The sequence below is a fragment of the Cupriavidus sp. BIC8F genome, assembly GCF_032465815.1.
Classification (GTDB): domain Bacteria; phylum Pseudomonadota; class Gammaproteobacteria; order Burkholderiales; family Burkholderiaceae; genus Cupriavidus; species Cupriavidus necator.
Genome location: NZ_CP136096.1, coordinates 153,354 through 170,173, shown reverse-complemented (window position 1 = coordinate 170,173; position 16,820 = coordinate 153,354). Strand labels below are relative to the sequence as shown.

Genomic DNA, 16,820 nt, shown 5'->3' with positions numbered 1-16,820 from the left:
CACGTGAAGCAGATCTGCTCCTCCCGTCTTGGTCAGACGCTCCGACAGCAGGTGCGTGCGGCCTGACCCTCCGGAACCGGGGGTGTCTCGACCGTACCCGGCAATGCTTCCAACTGCAGGAACCCGCCCACGTCGAATCCGTATCGCCGCTGAGCCCACCCGGTGGCAAAAAGCAGCAGGTTTCGGTCGTAGTAGCCAAGCGCCGGCCACTGGCCCGCCATATCGCTTTCCATCTGTGCCAGCAGCCTGGCGGCGAGCCGGTCGTGTCCCCCCGCGACCAGGAACGGATAGATCGCGGCGGAGAACCCGGCTGGGCCCTGGCCGAACACTTCGCCCGTCTGCACGTTCACATAGTGTGGCACCCGGCCGCTTGCAGCGAACGTCTTCGCCATGCCGGAAAGCGAGGACAGCAGCTGACAGCATGACGGATCCTCCGGACTCAGCATGCCTGCCCAGAGATAGGTCCGGATAGCGTCATAGCCGCCGGTGGGACCCTTGACTGGTTCAACGGAAAAGCCCGTACCATCCCTGAAGCGGCACCAGTCCGGCGCATAGCCCGCGGGCGCGCTGTGGATCAGCAGGCTTACCTGGTTGGCGGCGACCGACTGCCATGGCCCGCCGGGCTGGTGTCTGGCAAAGCGCCGCAGCAACTGGACCGGTGCGTAGCTCGGGTTCAGCAGGTAGGTCTGCTCGCCAAGGCGGAATCCGCTTTTTCCCGGAATCAGCAGGAAGCTTCCGTTCGCCAGGCGTGCTATCTCGCTGGACCGGATGGCGGCAAGCATCTGCGTGCCAAGCGGCTGGTACGCCGGGCGCTCCCACAATCGCGCGGCCTCCAGCAACGCGTAGGCGACCCAGAGATCGGCATCAGTGGCGGAATTGCTGTCGACGATGCCCCAGCTGCCGTCCTGCCGTCGCCCCCACAGCCATGCGGGCGGCCGCGCGCGGTTAATCCAGAGGTGGTCCAGCGTCCAGCCCAGTATGGTGTCGAAGCGGAATCTGTCGTTGGCGACCAGGGCGAAGAACAGCGCATAGGCCTGCCCCTCCGATGTGGTACGGTCCTCGCGGGCGTGCTCGATGACCCGCCCGTCCGCACTGACGGTTTCGCTGGCATAGCGGTCCCATAATGCCCACGATGCTTGCGCGGCGGACCGCCCGAACGGAATATGGCATCCGATGCCTGCGGAAAAGACAATGCTGCTCGCGATCCAGTGCCGCCGGCTGCGGTTCATGCGCGGCCCTCCTCAGAGACGCTGTCAGAATGCGGTTCTGGCTGGACGCGCGGCCGCGGACAATACAACTGGTCCGGTAAGCCCGCACGGCAACGACACAGGATCATTTTGACAACGTCTCTAAAACGCCTTGCTCAACTCCAGTCCGCCATAGAACGAACGGGCCTGCCCGCTCGTCTTCTTGACGCCCGAGTAGACGCCCAGCTTGAGGGTCTCGGTGACCTTGATCCCCGTCAGGACGACGCCCCCCTGGACCGCCCGATAGTCAGGATCTCCGTGCCCGACCGCCTCGAGCCCCAGCGACACGCTGCCGGCAATGCGGCGCAGCAGTCGTCCCCTGGCCCAGAAGGACGCGGGCCCGATCGCATAGGTGCCGATCCCGTTGAACGCCCAACGCTGCGCGAACTGCCACTCCCCCTGCACGCCGAGTACCAGCCCGAACCTGTGCCCTTCGGCACGCACGTCGACACCGGGCGGGTGGACCTCATTGTGACGATAGCGCAAGCCGGCGGAAGCCTCGATCCAGCCGGCTTCGGAAGCCGATTTTATCCCCAAGGCCGCTTCGACCGCATGCCCCCTGACTACCACATCGGTTCCGGCGGATTGATAGCCGTACTGATAGTCGCTCAGCATCAGCCTTTGTGTGAGGTATTGGGCCGGGAGAAACGCAGAGGCGAGTCCGAGATACTCATACCGCTCCCCGCGCTCCGCGACGGAGGCGCCCGCAAAAAGCAGCGGTGGCGCCGCCGTAGCCGCGCCGGCGCCTATCGCCAGCGTGCCGGTTGCCGCCAGCATCATGGCCGCCCGCCGCCAGACGGGCCGCTTGTCGGCAAGTTCGTTGCTCCGCATGGTCAGTCCTATTGTTGCTGCGCCGGTGTGGCTGACACTGCGCTGTAGAGATGGATCGCGCCGGTCGGCGTTTCCAGCATTCCCGCCGGACTCAGGCTGATACGCTGCTCGGACTGCCGTCCCGCGATACGCTGCCGCAACACCGTTTCCGCGTGCACGTCGAACGCCATACCGCTCGCGACCATCGAGAGCGCATGTCCGGTGTTGCCGTTCGCGTAGGCCACGGCAATCGGCACTGACGCCCCGTTCCAGGGCTGTGAGAGCAGGCCCGGCTCCCAGATGTGATCGGTGGCGGGCAAGCTGGCATCGCGCCGCAGCGCCCTCGCCAGCCGCGTCAATGGCGGTGCCTGCCTTTCCCGGAGCCGCCCCATCTCGAACTGGAGGCTGCTGCCGAACAGGAAGGTATCGAGCATCCGTCGCGCTTCCGGCGACGTCCACTGCAGGTGCAGTTCGATCAGGCAGTCGTGCTGCCCGGCCACTTCGCGCCGGGACGTGAAGGTGGCGGCGGCGTTGCAGCGGACGACAGCGTTGGGCAAGTGCACTTCCACGTCGACGTTGGCCTCGCGGGGCAGCGCCGGCACGACTTCGCCACGGTAGAGCGCGCTGCTTGCCGACAGATCCACCGTCAGGCCAACGAACGACTGGTTCTGCATCGTCAGCGTCAATGGAATACGCAGCGGGAAGCGATACTCGCCGCCTGCCCGCCTGCCAACGCGAAGACTGAAGCGGGCAAGCAGGATAGCCGTGCCGACCGTCATGCCTGCCCACAGGATCGAGATGGCGCCGGCCCCCAGCGGAAGCTGACCCAGTGCCATGCGCGCGATCCCAACCAGGATGCTGGCGAAATTCAGCACGCCGACTCCCAGCGACGGGGCCAGCCAGAGCCATGTCCTGCCGCGCCTGGTGACGTCCTTGCAGGTCACGGAGAACGGCACCCTTCGCCGGAACAGGCCCGTGATGGTCAGCATGAACGCGAAGAAGCGCGCCATGCCATATTGCTCATTGAGGACGAACGAGACAAAGCCCCTGCCCAGTTCGAGATAGACCAGCAGCGAAGCCAGGTAGTAGACCGAAAAGAACGCGAAGAAATTCCACGTCGAATCGACGATCGGCAGCACCCCGAAGATCAGGATCGCCGGCGGCGTCATGAAGAAGACGAGCTTCTGCCACCCCTCAAAATAGATGAGCATGGAAGCCAGGTAGTTCAGCCGCTGTGCAAGGGTCAGGCCGGAGGTGAAGACAACGCCTTCCTGCCGCAGCACCTGCATTGCGCCTGTGCCCCAGCGTATGCGCTGGCTGAGGTAGGTATCGATGTTGTGTGGTGCCAGACCGTACGCGAGCGATTCCGCATGGTAGACAGAGCGGAACCCTTTCTTGTGGAGCCGGATCGAGGTGTGGATATCCTCGGTCACGGTGTCGACTGCAAAGCCGCCGACCGCATTGAGCGCGGACCTGCGCAGCAGCACGCAGCTGCCGCACAGGAAGCTGGCATTCCACGTATCCTTGCCGCGCTGAATGACCTTGTAGAACACCGACTGCTCGCTCCAGACCGCCTCGCCGGCAACGCGATGGCTGAAGGCGTCAATGTTGTAGAAATCCTGCGGCGTCTGCACGAACGCTACCTCCGGATCACGAAAATATCCGAGCGTCTTTGACAGGAAGTCCTTCCGGGGTGCGTGGTCCGTATCGAAGATGGCGACGAATTCGCCCCGGCTGTGTTGCAGCGCGTGGTTGAGATTGCCGGCCTTGCCGTTCGCATTCACGACACGTGCCAGATACTTGCAATGGAGCTCCGCTGCCAGCTTGCGCATTTCGTCGCGATTGCCGTCGTCGAGCAGCCATGTCACGTGGGGATGCTGCATGTTCTTTGCGGCCAGGAGTGTCCGGCGCACCAGCTCCGCAGACTCGTCGTAGGTGGGCACGAAGACATCGACACTGGCGCCGCACCAGGGCGGCGGCGCCTCGCGAATACTCAGCCGGAACGTCATCAGCACGTAGAACAGGCCGTTCACGAATCCGAACAGCTCCGCTGCATACAAGGTCAGCGAAAATCCCATCACTTCCGAGTTGACGGTGCCGCTTCGCCAACTGAAGTAGACGATTCCGCTGATGACGTAGACCGCAATGAGAACGCGCACAGGGGCTGTCGGCCGTTCGAGCGCAAACCCCTGCCTGGTTCCCGGGACATTCGCCGCCGCGTGCTCATCTGACTGCGCATCCGTCACCTGTCTCCCCTCCAGCCATCCCCCGCGTCAGGCGATTGCATTACTCCTAGGGAGGGTATTGTGTCGGCTCTGATTCTTGTATGGCGCGGATCGGTCTCCGTGACCAAACGCTTCACGGCAATCCGGGCGCGCCGACGCTGGCGTCGCCAACAGCAGTGACGCCAATGATTGGCACATCTACCCGAGGGAATGTCCCGGCACGGCCAGCGGTCGCCACGACCTTCATGCCGGGCCAGGCCCGATTCATTAGTCGGAGGATAAAGAACGACGGGGCCGCGTGGACACGCGCAATGTTGGCTACCGCACATTGCCCGGACACAGTGCGCTGCGACCCTCGCCGGGCAATGCGCAGGCAGCCCATCCGCTTGCCGGACTTTCGCAAACTTGATGTTGTTCCGGGGCGGCACCGAGGCGGAATGTGGCGTAGGTATTGGATTTCGGTTGATTCTTTGGTTCGAAGATGCTACATGAAAGAAATGCACATTTTCGAACGAACGGTCAACGGCCATCGCTACCGCATCGCGGCGCAGTCCGTGTGGGATGCCGAGCGGGGACGATCCGTCGCACGCCAGGTCGTGCTGGGACCGGCCGAGCCGCCGCGAGTCGCGGATCTGAGTGCGACCCAAACGGTGGGCACGCGCGGGGTCGGCGACGTCGGGGCGTTGATCTGGGTGGCCGAGCAATTGGACCTGATCGGGCAGATTGATCGGGCGTGCGCAGGGGTTGGCGCCAAAGGCGGCCCGTCCGTGGGCGAGTTGGCGGTGGCCGTGGCGATTCAGCGCGCGTGTACACCGGGACCCAAGTGTGAGCTGGGTGAGTTTCTCGACGGGAGTCTGCCGCGCCTGTCGTGTTTGCCGGGCTCAGCGTTCACCGGCCAGGCCTTCCATCGTGTCGCGCAGCAGGTGACCGATGAGCAGTTGGAGCAGGCGCAGGTGGCCATCGCGAAGGCCGCCATCGCCCGCTTCGAGCTGTCCGCGGACGTGCTCGCATTCGATACCACGAACTTCGATACCCACATCGACACACAGACGCCCGGCGATCTGGCCCGGCGAGGACACGCCAAGAGCAAGAGAAAGGACCTGCGTGTGGTCGGGCTTGGCCTTCTGGTCAGCGAGACGGGTCATGTGCCGCTGTTGTATCGGACGTATCCCGGCAACGGCTCGGACCAGGCGGTGCTCGCGGCGTGCCTGGCTGGGTTGGCGCAGTTGCATGAGGCGCTCGACAGCGGTGAGGGTCGCAAGCAGCCGGCGCAGCGCACGGTGGTACGGGACGGCGGGTTCTGGAGCCCGCAACTGGAACTCGATCTCGATGCCGCCGGCTACTACAGCCTCATCTCGTTGCCGCTGGGGCACAAGGCCGCGCAAGAGGCGCTGCAGATGGCGGCGCAGCGCGGTGCGATGAAGCCGCTGTCGGGCAAGCTCAGCGAAGTGCGGGCAGCGCGGGTTCGAACCACCGTCGGCGAGTTGGACCGCACGCTCGTGGTGGTGGAGAGCCAGGAGCTGCTCGAGGGTCAAAAACGCGGGATCGCGGTGGCACTGCGCAAGGCGAAGGAGGAACTGCGCACGCTGGAGGGGTTGGTCCAAAAGGGTCGCATCACGCGCAGCCGGCTGGAGCTGCGGGTCAAGAAGGCGCTGACTCGGGAACACCTGTCGAGCTTCGTCGTGACCACCATCGCCGGAACCGAAGCGGCACCGACCTTGCAATGGCACGTCGATGCCGCATTGCGCCGCGAGCTGGAGCGAACGCGACTGGGCAGGCGGGTGCTGTGTACGGATCGGCACACCTGGAGTACAGGGCGCATCGTCTACGCGTTCCGAGGGCAGTGGAACGTCGAGGAGTTGTTCCGCAGAACGAAGAAAGGCGGCGTGGTTCCGTGGGGGCCATCACACCAGTGGGCCGACGGATCGCTGCGCCTGCACACCTTCGCGACCGTGCTCGGCCTGATGCTCGTGAGCTTGGCGAAGATTGCCCTGCGGGCCGACGCTTCGGCCCGTCGCATGATGGAAGGACTGGCCGAGATCAAGGTGACGTTGGTGAGGACGAAGACCGGGGCAGCGGGACGACGGCCAACGGCGATGCTGGCGCCGGAGCTCACGGCCGAGCAGCGCCGCGCCGTGAAGATCTTCGAGCTGCAGAGGTGGGAACCAACATTATTTCATGTATGACGTCGACGCCCATTCAGCAACGATTGACGGCCAAGAGCCGTCGATCCGGCCCCTTGCTTTGCGAAAGTACCGCTAGTGCTGAGCTTCACTTTAATATTTTACGCCCGAACGGATCACTGGATCAGCAGCGGCGACTTCCCGCCCAGTTCCTGATGCACACGCTTGACGCTCGGCGCGGCAGGCCGCTCAAGCTCGCCCATGGGGATTCGGCAGAGGCCATCTTCCTGCACATTGCCCGGAACTGCGTGGCGCAGATCTCAGGAAACGAACGCCGTGTGGTCAAGGGCACCAATCCGGAAAGCGTGCACCAGTTGCGTGTCGGCTTGCGCTGCCTGCGCTCGGCACTTGATATATTCCGGCCACTGCTCGTCTGCCCGCCAGCACTTCAGTCGGAACAAACTGGGGCTGCATATGGCACTTCGGTTGCCGCAGCCGCTTCCAAACTGAAAACCGTGCAACGCATGAGTAACAAACCGTGGTTAACACTGATATAAAGGGTTTTTACATCTGTTTACATTTCGTCGCGCAGGACCTCTTGTCCCGCCCGCGGTATCCCCGTGCCGCGGCTTTTTCTGCAACCCCTAAATATCCAGTCGGGCCGTAAACATGCGGCGCATGATGAGTTGCTGCCTGCCTTTGCTGTAATGACGTCCGTGCCCTCAATGAACACGGCAGCGCCTTGCGCAACCACGTCCTGCAGGCACCGCGCCTGCATCTGGACGACACACCACGCTGCCACCACTCGAGCGCGGGCGCGGCACCACACGGCAGGCCCGGCTTGCGCATGCCGACCGCATCGCGGCAGATGAAGGCCAAGCGCGTCATGTACCGTATAAACGCTGCCGCATTCGGGCATCATAGCGGCGTGCTTGCCGGTCCCGACACCCTCCGATCTGCCTGCCGATCTCGACGCCCTATGCGCCCTTGCGCTGGAGCAGAACCGGCTCGCCCGCTCCCTCCCGTGGGAGCAGCTCGAGATCTTGAGGCACCAGATCGCACAGCTTAACCGCGCGCAATTCGGCGCCAGTTCCCACCGCCTGCCGGGGCAGGCCGAACTCTTTGCGCAACCGCTTGACCTGCCGACACCGCCGGCGACACCGGAGGTCAAGGTGGCTGGCCACACCCGCAAGGGCCGCCCGGCCTTTCCCAAGGACCTGCTGCACACGCGCATCGAATACGACCTGCCCGAGGCGCAGAAGGCAAGCTTGGAAACTCTGGAGCGCATCGGCAAGGAGCGCAGCGAGACACTGCACTACGAGGCGGCCCGCCTCAGCTTGATCGAACCAATCCGCTTCAATCAAGAATGTGTCCACTCCACTAACTCCACTAAGGACGGTGAGCCCACCATCGTGACCGCCGCCGCGCAGCAATCGCCGCTGTGGCAGCAACCGCGGCGTGGGCGGGCTCGGGTAGTTGGGCGCAGCGCACTTGGGGGCCGAGCCTCAGCGGCGTCCGACGCTTTATCGCGAGGTGGCCGTGGTCGTGGATGTTGTTCAGTTATTTGACCTGACGGATCACGTTGGGTGTCTCTCCCATTCGGCGTTGATGTCGTGCAGGCCAGCGAGCTTGGTTGCGCTGCCGCCGATCGTCACCACGTCGGGTGCAACGTGCTGCTTGATGGCGTTGTCAAGGAAGCGCCTGGCCGTTCATGGACACTGGCTTTGAATGAAGGTCGAGACTCCGCGGGGCGCGCGAAGATCACTGCAGCGCGGTCACCCTGCATGCCGTCGCCGACCGATGCCTAACACCAAGTGGGCTCGAGCGCCAAGAGGCCTTCAAATGCCCGCATACCAAACCTTCGGTTAGGACCCTAGCAAAAATAACTTGAACAGTTGTCCTCGCGTCTATACGATGCGCACATGGATATCAGCGAGGCAGTCGAAGCGAAGTTTCGGGCCCTGCAGGCGCGCCTTGATGAGGCGACGTTGCGCCTATGGGCCGCCGCCGAAGCGCGCAGCCTGGGGCGTGGGGGCGTGAGTCTGGTGGCCAAAGCGATAGGCATCTCGCGCACCACGATCTATGCGGGACTGGCCGAACTCGAAGCGGCCGGTGGAGCGACGCGGGACATGACGGCCAAGCGCATTCGTGCCCCGGGAGGCGGGCGCAAGAGGCTAACTGAGCTCGATGCGAGGTTGTTGGAGCACCTGGATGCACTGGTGGAGCCGACCAGCCGGGGTGACCCGATGTCAGCACTACGATGGACGTGCAAGAGCACCACCCGTCTGGCCGAAGAGCTCAACCGGCTGGGGCATCGCGTGAGTCAGCGCACGATCTGCGATCTGCTGACGCAGACGGGCTACAGCTTGCAATCGGTGCGCAAGACACGCGAAGGCGCGCAGCACCCCGACCGCGACGCGCAGTTCCACTACATCGCCGACAAGGTGGCGCAGTATCAGCGCCAGCGTCAGCCGGTCATCTCGGTGGACACGAAAAAGAAGGAGCTGATCGGCGATTTCAAGAACGCTGGCCGCGAATGGCAGCCCAAGGGCCAACCCGAGCAGGCGCGTGTGCACGATTTCATCGACGATGAACTGGGCAAGGTTGCCCCGTATGGCGTCTATGATGTGACGGCCAACGAGGGCTGGGTCAGCGTGGGCATCAACCACGACACCGCCGAGTTCGCGGTTCAAAGCATCCGTCGCTGGTGGCTGGAGATGGGCCGTCCGTTGTATCCGAAAGCCAGGCGACTGCTGGTCACCGCCGACTGCGGTGGCAGCAACGGGTATCGTGTGCGGCTGTGGCGGGTGCAGTTGCAGCGACTGGCCGACGAACTCGGTTTCGCTGTGCAGGTGTGCCACTTTCCGCCGGGTACGAGCAAGTGGAACAAGATCGAGCATCGCCTGTTCTGCCATATCACGAACAACTGGCGCGGCCGACCGCTGTTGACGCGTCAGGTGGTAGTGAACCTCATCGGCAGCGTGAGTACCGCTGAAGGGCTGAAAGTGCGTGCGGAACTGGACGAGAACATGTACGACGCAGGTATCAAGGTCAGCGACGCCGAACTCGCTGCCGTGGCCATTGAGCGCGACGAATTTCATGGCGAGTGGAACTACCGCATCAAACCTCGAACATCTCGTCGCAAGACGTAATTGTTCAAGTTATTTTTGCTAGGATCCTTACCAAGCGGCCCAGTTGCCATTATGTCAGAAGCGCTACATCCGGTCGGTGACGTGGACTGATGACAACCGGTCGGAGAGCCTCCGTTGGATTACCGTAGGCTTTGCCTAGTACGCTTCGGCGCGCAATCTTGTCGTGCTTGGCACGCTGCGCATGCGACAGCGTCACGCAGCCGTATTGCGCGTAGCAGCAGTAGCCTGCAGTCACCTGACTGACTCACTCCCAGATGACGGTCGCGTCCTTCAGCAGGTGACCGGCCAGGATGTAGTCGCCGTGCAGAATGGCACGCCTTTCCAGTTCCGACAAGGCAGCTTCCGTCAGCCTTGCCAGGTCGAACAGGCAATACAGGTGACGTTGTCTGAAAGTGGTTTTCGGTTCCTTGAGCCCACGCAGCAGGCCTTCGGGTGACCGAACGGCAATGTGTTCAAGGCTCCTGAACTGAACGAGAATGCCAAATTCTTGCCCCAAGCTCCCCAGCTCAAGTGCGTCCTCCCCTCCAGTTTCGTAGTCGAGGTCGACCATGCCCTCAGTATGGGAACGGATGCACTCGATGGCTTTGGCTCGGCTGTGTGCAACGTAGATGTTCATGGGCGAAAAGTGGGCACAGAAAACTTCATCGACGGGCAAGCACGGCCAGGCCGAACGCCAGGCCACCTGCGCCACCAGGGCGATACATCAGTCGGTATGACGCCATGCGCCATGGCTCCTGGCGCCGGATCGACGCAGGAGTTTAGGTGAAAGTCTTATCTCTTCTGGCATCGAATCCACCGTGGCCAGCGGAGGATCTTCCGCCACGAGGGGCCTGTACTCGGCCGCTGTGACGACTACCGCCTTCGTGCAACCCTCGGCGCGAGCTCGCGAAAGCAAAGCACCAACAAGTGGGGCGGCAATCTGTCGGTCGCTGTACTCGCGAAGTACGGCCACCGACCGCACAACAACGGTCTGACCATGCCGCTCGGCGCAGGCGCAACCGACGATCGCTTCGTCCAGCACAGCGATATGGAAACAGCGCGATGACAGGGCGACGTGGTCGCTGGGCAACCCGCAACTGTCGAGCACCTGCGAAATGGCTCGCCAGTCGGTGCCCTGCGCCGCACGAAATTGTAAGTGTCTTGCCATCCCAATAATCTCCTCTTCTCATCCGCGCACGGAAAGCCGAAACGAAGCTGGAGACTGCAGTGCTTCTGCACCATGCGGCAACGGTGTAGAAGCATCCGTCCGTGATCAGGAGCAGGCGCCATGAAACATGGCCCCCTCCTCACCGTCCAGGGTGGCCGGTAGTCCCTCGTCTTTCCCTCCAGCGGACCGCCGCCACCCCGGCCAGCCGCGCGCAGCGAGCACCCTCACTGCAGGTGTTGGCCGCCGTTGATAGCGAGGTTCGCCCCGGTCACGAAGCCGGCCTCACGCGAGCACAGGTACACCACCAGCGCGGCCACCTCATCCGGTTGGCCGAGCCGCCCCACCGGGATTTGCGGAATGATCTTGCTGTCCAGGATCTCCTGCGGCACCGCCATGACCATTTTCGTCGCGATATAGCCCGGTGAGATGGTGTTGACGGTCACGCCCCGCTTGGCCACTTCGAGGGCCAGCGCCTTGGTGAAGCCATGCATGCCGGCCTTGGCGGCGGCGTAGTTGGTCTGCCCGAACCCGCCTTTGGAGCCAATGATCGATGAGATATTGATGATCCGTCCCCACCCCCGCTCGGCCATGCCGTCGCACACCGGCTTGGTCATATTGAACACCGAATCGAGGTTGGTCCGGATGACCGCATCCCAGCTCTCCTTGTCCAGCTTTTTGAAGCTCGCGTCGCGCGTAATGCCCGCGTTGTTGATCAGGATGTCGACGGGGCCGATCTCAGCCTGGATTTTCCCCACGCAGTCCTGGCATGACGCGTAGTCGGCGACATCGACCGCATAGGCCGGGAACGCGCGCCCCTGGGCCGCCATGCGTTCCAGCCAGTCGCCGACGCCCGCCTTATTCGGGGAATGGGTGACCAGCACCGTGTAGCCCGCATCATGAAGCCTGACGCTGATGGCCTCGCCCAGTCCGCCCATGCCTCCCGTGACGACTGCGATCTGTTTGGTCATGATTACACTCTCCTCCTCAGGATTTTCCATGGCCGCTCCTGCTCGATGACACTACCCCTACCAATGGCGCCAAGCACAGTCGGCTCGGGCCGGCGCGGGCGGTCCGCAAGACAACCTACTCGTGCGACAGCGACGCGATGGCGAAGCTGCTGCTGACATCGCGCACTATCGTTTGGCGGCACGCGCGGCCGGCCCAGTTGCTTGCTGAGCCGCGTTCGATGCTGCGTTGCCGGCCACCTTCAGATTGCTCTCGGCGACCTCCACCGCGCGCGTGGCGGTTTGCTGCATCGCTTCGAACAGGCTGGTGGTGGCGGCCATGGCCGATTTCCACGCGGCCATGGCCGCCTCCGAACCGGCGGGCGCGCCCCTCGTGGCGCTCTCGATATACTCCTGCATCATGCGCTTGTTCTCTACGTACAGGGCTTCGGCGACCTTCGCAAAGTCGGCCCGCGTAGCCTCGGCGATTTCGAACAGTTGACGACCGTACGCCTGCGCCTTCCCGGCCGCCGGCTGCATCAGACTGGCTTGCAGCGCAAACAAGTCCCCTGGATCCTTGGCGTCAAATGCTTTTCGCGCATTTTCCTGGACCTCTCCCAACGTCGATTTCATCGTCTGCAAGTTCAGTTCCGCGACCTTCTGAAGACCGTCGAGGGTCTTGCTGGTGAGGCCGGCGAGGATGTCGAAGCCGGCGGCTTGCGCCGCCGCAAACTGTTCGGGGGGTGACATTGGCATAACTAAAGCTCCTGAAAATCGTCCCGTGGCGTCTTCGCGGCATCGCTGCCGACGGAACGACAAGGTTGTTGGGAACCGATCAAAGTGAGTTGGCTACGGGCAAGACAAGCTCATCCGCGTTGCGCGGGCAACTGCTGCGCGTGCCTGGCGAACCGACGCGCGCAGCTCACCGACCGCACGCAGCCGGCGGAACTACCAACAGCAGGGAAGCAGTACGAGGCGCGCGGGTCAACGCCTTAGCGGCGCAGCCCGACAGCTTTCAGAATGGAGTGGCCACGATGCGTGATGCGGGGACGTGCGTGGCCGTAAGGACGTTTTTCCAGCTCCACGAACTCATGCTCCAGCAGCGTGTCGAGGTCCGCAGGGTCCAACCCCAGCGGACCTTGCGCATCCTTGACCAGGATGAGCGTGGCGATTTCGTGATGACTCAGCATGGGCGTCTCCTGCGTTTTTTTTAGGTTTGCTGGGCTCATACAACAACTGCCGCTACACGGGCCCCCAAGCCCACGTTGACGGCTTCTGAGACCTCGGGAGCGAGGCCTCGGTACCGAGGTCATGGCATGAAGCGAGCGCCGATACCATGCCCTGGGGGAGCCATCGTACGGGCGCCGAACTGGAGTTCTCAATATATGCGATGTAACAAATTGTGTAATGTTTTTGGTTCGTCAGAAAAATGTGTGGGTTGACGAAGGCTCGGGAAGGCTCCCAAGTGCATGATATAGCGCGATTTCCGTCGCCCTGAAGGTTCGAAACCCGTACGATTTTCTCATGGTGACTTTTGCCTTGTTGTTCAGACCCTCGACGACGCCGCTGGAGAACTGCTTGCGCGCACGGAAGTAGTTGAGGATCAGCTCACGGTGGGCACGCACGGTGCGGGCGAACTTCTTCATGGGCTCGATGCGCGAGCGCATCACCTGAGTACACCACTGGTCGAGGAATTTCCCGGCCCAGTCCGGTGAGATGTAATCCCAGAGCTGCTGAAATTCCTCTTTGAGCAGCCAGGCGCGTACGGTGCGCAGGTTGTACTGCAGCAAGTCACGCATGCGCAGCCGCTGTTTGTCGGTCAGATTTTCCGGGCGTTTGAGCAGACACCAGCGGGATTTCTTGAGCACCGGCTCGTATCCATCGCGGACCATGCGACGTGATTCGTCAGCGCGGACCTCATCGATGGCCTTATTCATCTTCGCGACGATGTGGAAGCGGTCCAGGATGTTCAGCGCATTGGGGCAATGCAGCGCAATCATCTCAAGGTAGGGCTTCCACATGTCCGAGCAGACGAACTCAACCTTCTCACATACCTGTTTGCCGATCATGGCGAAGAACTTGGCGAAGCTTGCCTTCGTGCGCTCCTGCCCCACCCATAGCAGACGCGTACAGCCGGCCTCGATCTGGTAGACCAGGGTGAGGTACTTGTGTCCACGACCATACTGGATCTCATCGACGCCAATGGCACGGATCGTACCGAGTTCGCGATGGGCCAGCCCCCAGTCCACCACCCACTCCACCGCGTTGAAGACTTTCTCCCAACTGGTGCGGAAGCTTTGTGCCGTATCCTTCCACGACAGCTTGCGTGCCCACTGCGCCAGGAACAGCATGTAAGCGCGGGTGAGCGTGTGCTTGCCGTTTGCCCACGGCAGGGCTTCGACTTTGACGCCACAGTCACGACAATCGACGCGCCGCATGGTATAGAGCAGGAAGACGGCGAAACCCCAGACCGGAATAAACTCGAACCTGCGCTGTGCGAGCGTGTCATAACCTCGCGCAGGCTGGCTACAGCATGAGCAGATCAGCTTCGAGCCCTTGCGCGGACGCACGTCGATCTCGATGGACTGGGTCGCCTCGCACAGCCGCGCACCTTCATAAACGAAACCCGGAATATGATGACAGGCATTCAGCAGGCGGGTCAGCAACATGGTTAGCAGGAGCAGAAGCGACAAGGGCAAAACCGCTATTGTTCCCGAACAGCAAACGCTCGCCCAGTACATTCCAGACCTGCATAACTGGCCTGCTTCGTGGCGAGTCGTTGACGAAGATATTTCGACTGGAGAGGCAATCGTAGCGATACTCACGCCTTTCCTGAAGCATCTCCCAACGTTGGGATATACGCGCAAGACATTGCTTCGGCACCGCGATCACATCTGGATGCTGGGCGGCGAAATGATCCGACGGCGCCATGAAGATCCCGATCTCCTCACTCTTCCTGTGGCAACCCTCCTGGACAAGATCATTGAGGAAGACGGCGGTCCTCTCATTTGGCCAGCTATCTCCGAGTCCGAACAAAATGCCTTTGATGCAACGTGTCGCAAGCTCTATCAATACCTCAATCGGGCTTCACTTGGCTAGCCGCGCATCCTCTTTCACCCACGGATTTCCCCGACGAGCCATGTTTTTTTCAGCGCACCTCGATTCGCCCGCTTGCGCTCTCCCGCCCGAAGCGGCTCTTCGCCTGTTGGCCAGGCATGCCCCCCACTCGTGGGGGTGTGGCACCGCGCAGGGTAAACGCCGAGCAGGAACGCGCCACGCGCTGTTTATATTTCTACGTGAACACTTGGGGCGCCGTCGGTCACCTTGATAGGCCAAGGTCATGGAACAAGAGAATATTGCGGACGCTTCTTTCTTGAGGATTCGATATGCCGACGGGTACTGTCAAGTGGTTCAACCAGGAGAAGGGCTTTGGCTTCATCCGCCCAGATGATGGCGGCGGGGATCTGTTTGCTCACTTCTCGCAGATTCGTCCAGAAGGCGTGAAGTCCCTGCAGGAGCACCAGAAGGTCAGCTTCGATGTGAAGGCCAGCCCCAAGGGCAAGCAGGCCGCCAATATCCAATTGCTGTGACGCGATTGAAGCCTCGCCGCGCGACGTTGCGGGCATTGCGCGCTTGGTGCCGTGACTGACAGTTAGGCAGGAGCCGAAGACCACGCCGACGGTTTCACTTCTGAAACCGGAAACGCGCCAGCCGGTTAGAGGCGCGCTCCCATCCTGTCTTTCTGCGGTAAGGGGCGTGCGACAGCACATGCGTTTTGAACGTTCCCGTGTGGCGGTGCGGCGGCTATCGACAGGTTTGGCCATCCATCAGCGCTCCCTTCCGAAATCTGGGAAGTATCAAAAAGAATGCCCCTCGGTAAAGGGGCATCATCAAATTCTGTCTTCCGCGCTGAATCGCGCAACGGCGGCGGCCCATCGCATATGGGCCGATGCCGCCATTAGAAATTCGGCACGATGTTGTGTTCGCAGCAGATCATGCGGGCTTCCAGCGTTGTCACAAAGGGGTTTTTGCTGACTTGCGCCAGGGTCGATGCCCCTGAGCTTTCCTTACGAATCAGCGGGGACGCTCCTTGCATCAGTGCTTCCTTCGGGACGCGATACAGGTCGCCGGAGCCCATTTCCACATACGCGCCAGGCTGGCTCAGGTCTTGCCAGCATACCTCAAGCAGACGCGTTCTGTGTTGCGGTTCAATCGAGACATTCGTGGACATAGGTCCTCCTCGGCTATCCACACTTCAATATTTAGCTGCCTGCGCCATCGCTCGGCCTGTTTCACTGACCGAGGCCTCAGAAGTTCGGCACGATATTGTGCTCGCAGCAAATCATGCGTGCTTCTAGCGTCGTGATGAACGGGTTCTTGCTAACTTGCACGAGCACCGATGCGCCGGCACTTTCCTTGCGAATTAGCGGCGATGCTCCCTGCAGGAGCGCTTCCTTCGGGATGCGATACAAATCGCCCGATCCCATCTCCACATAGGCGCCTGGTTCGGGCACTTCTTGCCACGCAACCTCCATCAGCCGCGTTCTGTGTTGGGGTTCCGCCGATACGTTTGCGGTTTGCGTTGCCATGAGAGTCTCCTGAGAAGTTTATTCTTGGACCCCGGCCATCAACCGGGACTTGAGTATAGGCACGCCGGACTACGATGCAAGCCGAACTGGGGGTTGCCGGAGCGGGAACACCAGCAGATCAGCGCGTCGCGCTGGCGCAGGCGCCCCAAGTCAACTCAGCGCCCCTCACTCAACGCAGCCCACAGCACGTACAGCAAGCCCAGCACCAGCAGGCACGCGCCGAGCAGCAGGTAGTAGCGAACGCCATGGAGCGGTTGCTCGGCGTTAGTGGGGTGGTGGAAGGAATCTCTCATGTTGCAGGAAACGTGGTGGAGACAGACGTCCAGCGCAGCAGCCATTGGCGTCGTGGTGCGTAGCGCCCGTCATCACCTTGACCGCTGGCGTCCGCCGCGATCCGCGTGGGTCCAAGGGTGGCTGGCACAGGCGATACCGTTCGGTCGAGCGGCGTCAGGCGCGGCGAGCGCAATCCACCCACCAACGCTGCGCACGCCTCGCCGGTCAATCCTGCCCGTCGGCTCACCGGCCGGAGGGGCACGGGGCACGCGGCCTCTGATGCCTCTCCGGCGGCGCCGTCACCACCCGC

The 16,820-nt window shown here is 62.3% G+C and carries 18 protein-coding genes; 6 read left to right on the top strand and 12 right to left on the bottom strand.

Annotation, left to right across the window (positions count from 1 at the left end):
* Positions 1–32: 32 nt before the first annotated feature.
* The 3 genes from bcsZ to RS901_RS35595 form a co-directional block, all read right to left on the bottom strand.
* On the bottom strand, positions 33–1,229 hold the full coding sequence (gene bcsZ / locus RS901_RS35605; protein WP_316157611.1) for a cellulose synthase complex periplasmic endoglucanase BcsZ: 1,197 nt from the start codon (positions 1,227–1,229) through the stop codon (positions 33–35).
* 120 nt (positions 1,230–1,349) lie between these two features.
* Complete coding sequence (gene bcsS / locus RS901_RS35600; RefSeq protein WP_316157610.1) at positions 1,350–2,078, bottom strand: cellulose biosynthesis protein BcsS; 729 nt, start codon at positions 2,076–2,078, stop codon at positions 1,350–1,352.
* A gap of 8 nt (positions 2,079–2,086) precedes the next feature.
* Positions 2,087–4,303, bottom strand: a complete 2,217-nt coding sequence (locus RS901_RS35595) for a glycosyltransferase (RefSeq protein WP_316157609.1) — start codon at positions 4,301–4,303, stop codon at positions 2,087–2,089.
* Positions 4,304–4,770: 467 nt separating this feature from the next.
* Here RS901_RS35595 and RS901_RS35590 point away from each other — a divergent pair, with 467 nt between their 5' ends.
* The 4 genes from RS901_RS35590 (at position 4,771) to RS901_RS35575 (ending at position 9,557) form a co-directional block, all read left to right on the top strand.
* Positions 4,771–6,468: an IS1634 family transposase gene (locus RS901_RS35590; RefSeq protein ID WP_316149552.1), complete on the top strand. Its 1,698-nt coding sequence runs from the start codon at positions 4,771–4,773 to the stop codon at positions 6,466–6,468.
* Entirely contained in the window at positions 6,465–6,962 is a 498-nt protein-coding gene (locus RS901_RS35585) for a CHAD domain-containing protein (protein ID WP_316157608.1), read from the top strand. The genes RS901_RS35590 and RS901_RS35585 overlap by 4 nt, the downstream gene beginning before the upstream one ends.
* 375 nt (positions 6,963–7,337) lie before the next feature.
* The gene (locus RS901_RS35580; protein WP_316157607.1) at positions 7,338–7,973 is read left to right on the top strand and encodes a transposase; all 636 of its coding nucleotides are present in this window, start codon (positions 7,338–7,340) and stop codon (positions 7,971–7,973) included.
* Between the two features lie 354 nt (positions 7,974–8,327).
* Positions 8,328–9,557 carry an ISAzo13 family transposase gene (locus tag RS901_RS35575; RefSeq protein WP_316149395.1) on the top strand — a complete coding sequence of 410 codons (1,230 nt, stop codon included), beginning with the start codon at positions 8,328–8,330 and terminating at the stop codon, positions 9,555–9,557.
* A gap of 244 nt (positions 9,558–9,801) precedes the next feature.
* On the opposite strand, the gene RS901_RS35570 is transcribed toward RS901_RS35575, so the two are convergent.
* The 6 genes from RS901_RS35570 to RS901_RS35545 all read right to left on the bottom strand — a co-directional run bounded on the left by RS901_RS35570 (position 9,802) and on the right by RS901_RS35545 (position 14,317).
* A complete protein-coding gene (locus RS901_RS35570; RefSeq protein WP_316157606.1) occupies positions 9,802–10,173 on the bottom strand; it encodes a PHA-granule associated protein 4 in 372 nt (123 codons plus the stop codon).
* A gap of 87 nt (positions 10,174–10,260) precedes the next feature.
* Positions 10,261–10,704 carry a GNAT family N-acetyltransferase gene (locus tag RS901_RS35565; protein ID WP_316157605.1) on the bottom strand — a complete coding sequence of 148 codons (444 nt, stop codon included), beginning with the start codon at positions 10,702–10,704 and terminating at the stop codon, positions 10,261–10,263.
* A gap of 224 nt (positions 10,705–10,928) precedes the next feature.
* The gene (gene phbB / locus RS901_RS35560; RefSeq protein ID WP_316157604.1) at positions 10,929–11,672 is read right to left on the bottom strand and encodes an acetoacetyl-CoA reductase; all 744 of its coding nucleotides are present in this window, start codon (positions 11,670–11,672) and stop codon (positions 10,929–10,931) included.
* Positions 11,673–11,837: 165 nt separating this feature from the next.
* Positions 11,838–12,404, bottom strand: coding sequence for a TIGR01841 family phasin (gene phaP / locus RS901_RS35555; RefSeq protein WP_316157603.1), 567 nt, complete (start codon positions 12,402–12,404; stop codon positions 11,838–11,840).
* Positions 12,405–12,640: 236 nt separating this feature from the next.
* Positions 12,641–12,838: a hypothetical protein gene (locus RS901_RS35550; RefSeq protein ID WP_316157602.1), complete on the bottom strand. Its 198-nt coding sequence runs from the start codon at positions 12,836–12,838 to the stop codon at positions 12,641–12,643.
* 231 nt (positions 12,839–13,069) lie between these two features.
* Positions 13,070–14,317: an ISL3 family transposase gene (locus RS901_RS35545; protein WP_316157601.1), complete on the bottom strand. Its 1,248-nt coding sequence runs from the start codon at positions 14,315–14,317 to the stop codon at positions 13,070–13,072.
* Here RS901_RS35545 and RS901_RS35540 point away from each other — a divergent pair.
* On the top strand, positions 14,316–14,747 hold the full coding sequence (locus tag RS901_RS35540; RefSeq protein WP_316157600.1) for a hypothetical protein: 432 nt from the start codon (positions 14,316–14,318) through the stop codon (positions 14,745–14,747). The two genes, RS901_RS35545 and RS901_RS35540, sit on opposite strands and share 2 nt — an antisense overlap.
* Positions 14,748–15,034: 287 nt before the next feature.
* On the top strand, positions 15,035–15,238 hold the full coding sequence (locus tag RS901_RS35535; protein ID WP_316157599.1) for a cold-shock protein: 204 nt from the start codon (positions 15,035–15,037) through the stop codon (positions 15,236–15,238).
* 368 nt (positions 15,239–15,606) lie between these two features.
* Here RS901_RS35535 and RS901_RS35530 read toward each other — a convergent pair whose 3' ends face one another.
* The 3 genes from RS901_RS35530 to RS901_RS35520 all read right to left on the bottom strand — a co-directional run bounded on the left by RS901_RS35530 (position 15,607) and on the right by RS901_RS35520 (position 16,530).
* The gene (locus RS901_RS35530; RefSeq protein WP_316157598.1) at positions 15,607–15,879 is read right to left on the bottom strand and encodes a hypothetical protein; all 273 of its coding nucleotides are present in this window, start codon (positions 15,877–15,879) and stop codon (positions 15,607–15,609) included.
* A 76-nt stretch (positions 15,880–15,955) separates the two neighbouring features.
* On the bottom strand, positions 15,956–16,237 hold the full coding sequence (locus RS901_RS35525; protein ID WP_316157597.1) for a hypothetical protein: 282 nt from the start codon (positions 16,235–16,237) through the stop codon (positions 15,956–15,958).
* 155 nt (positions 16,238–16,392) lie between these two features.
* Entirely contained in the window at positions 16,393–16,530 is a 138-nt protein-coding gene (locus tag RS901_RS35520; protein WP_316157596.1) for a hypothetical protein, read from the bottom strand.
* Positions 16,531–16,820 lie beyond the last annotated feature (290 nt).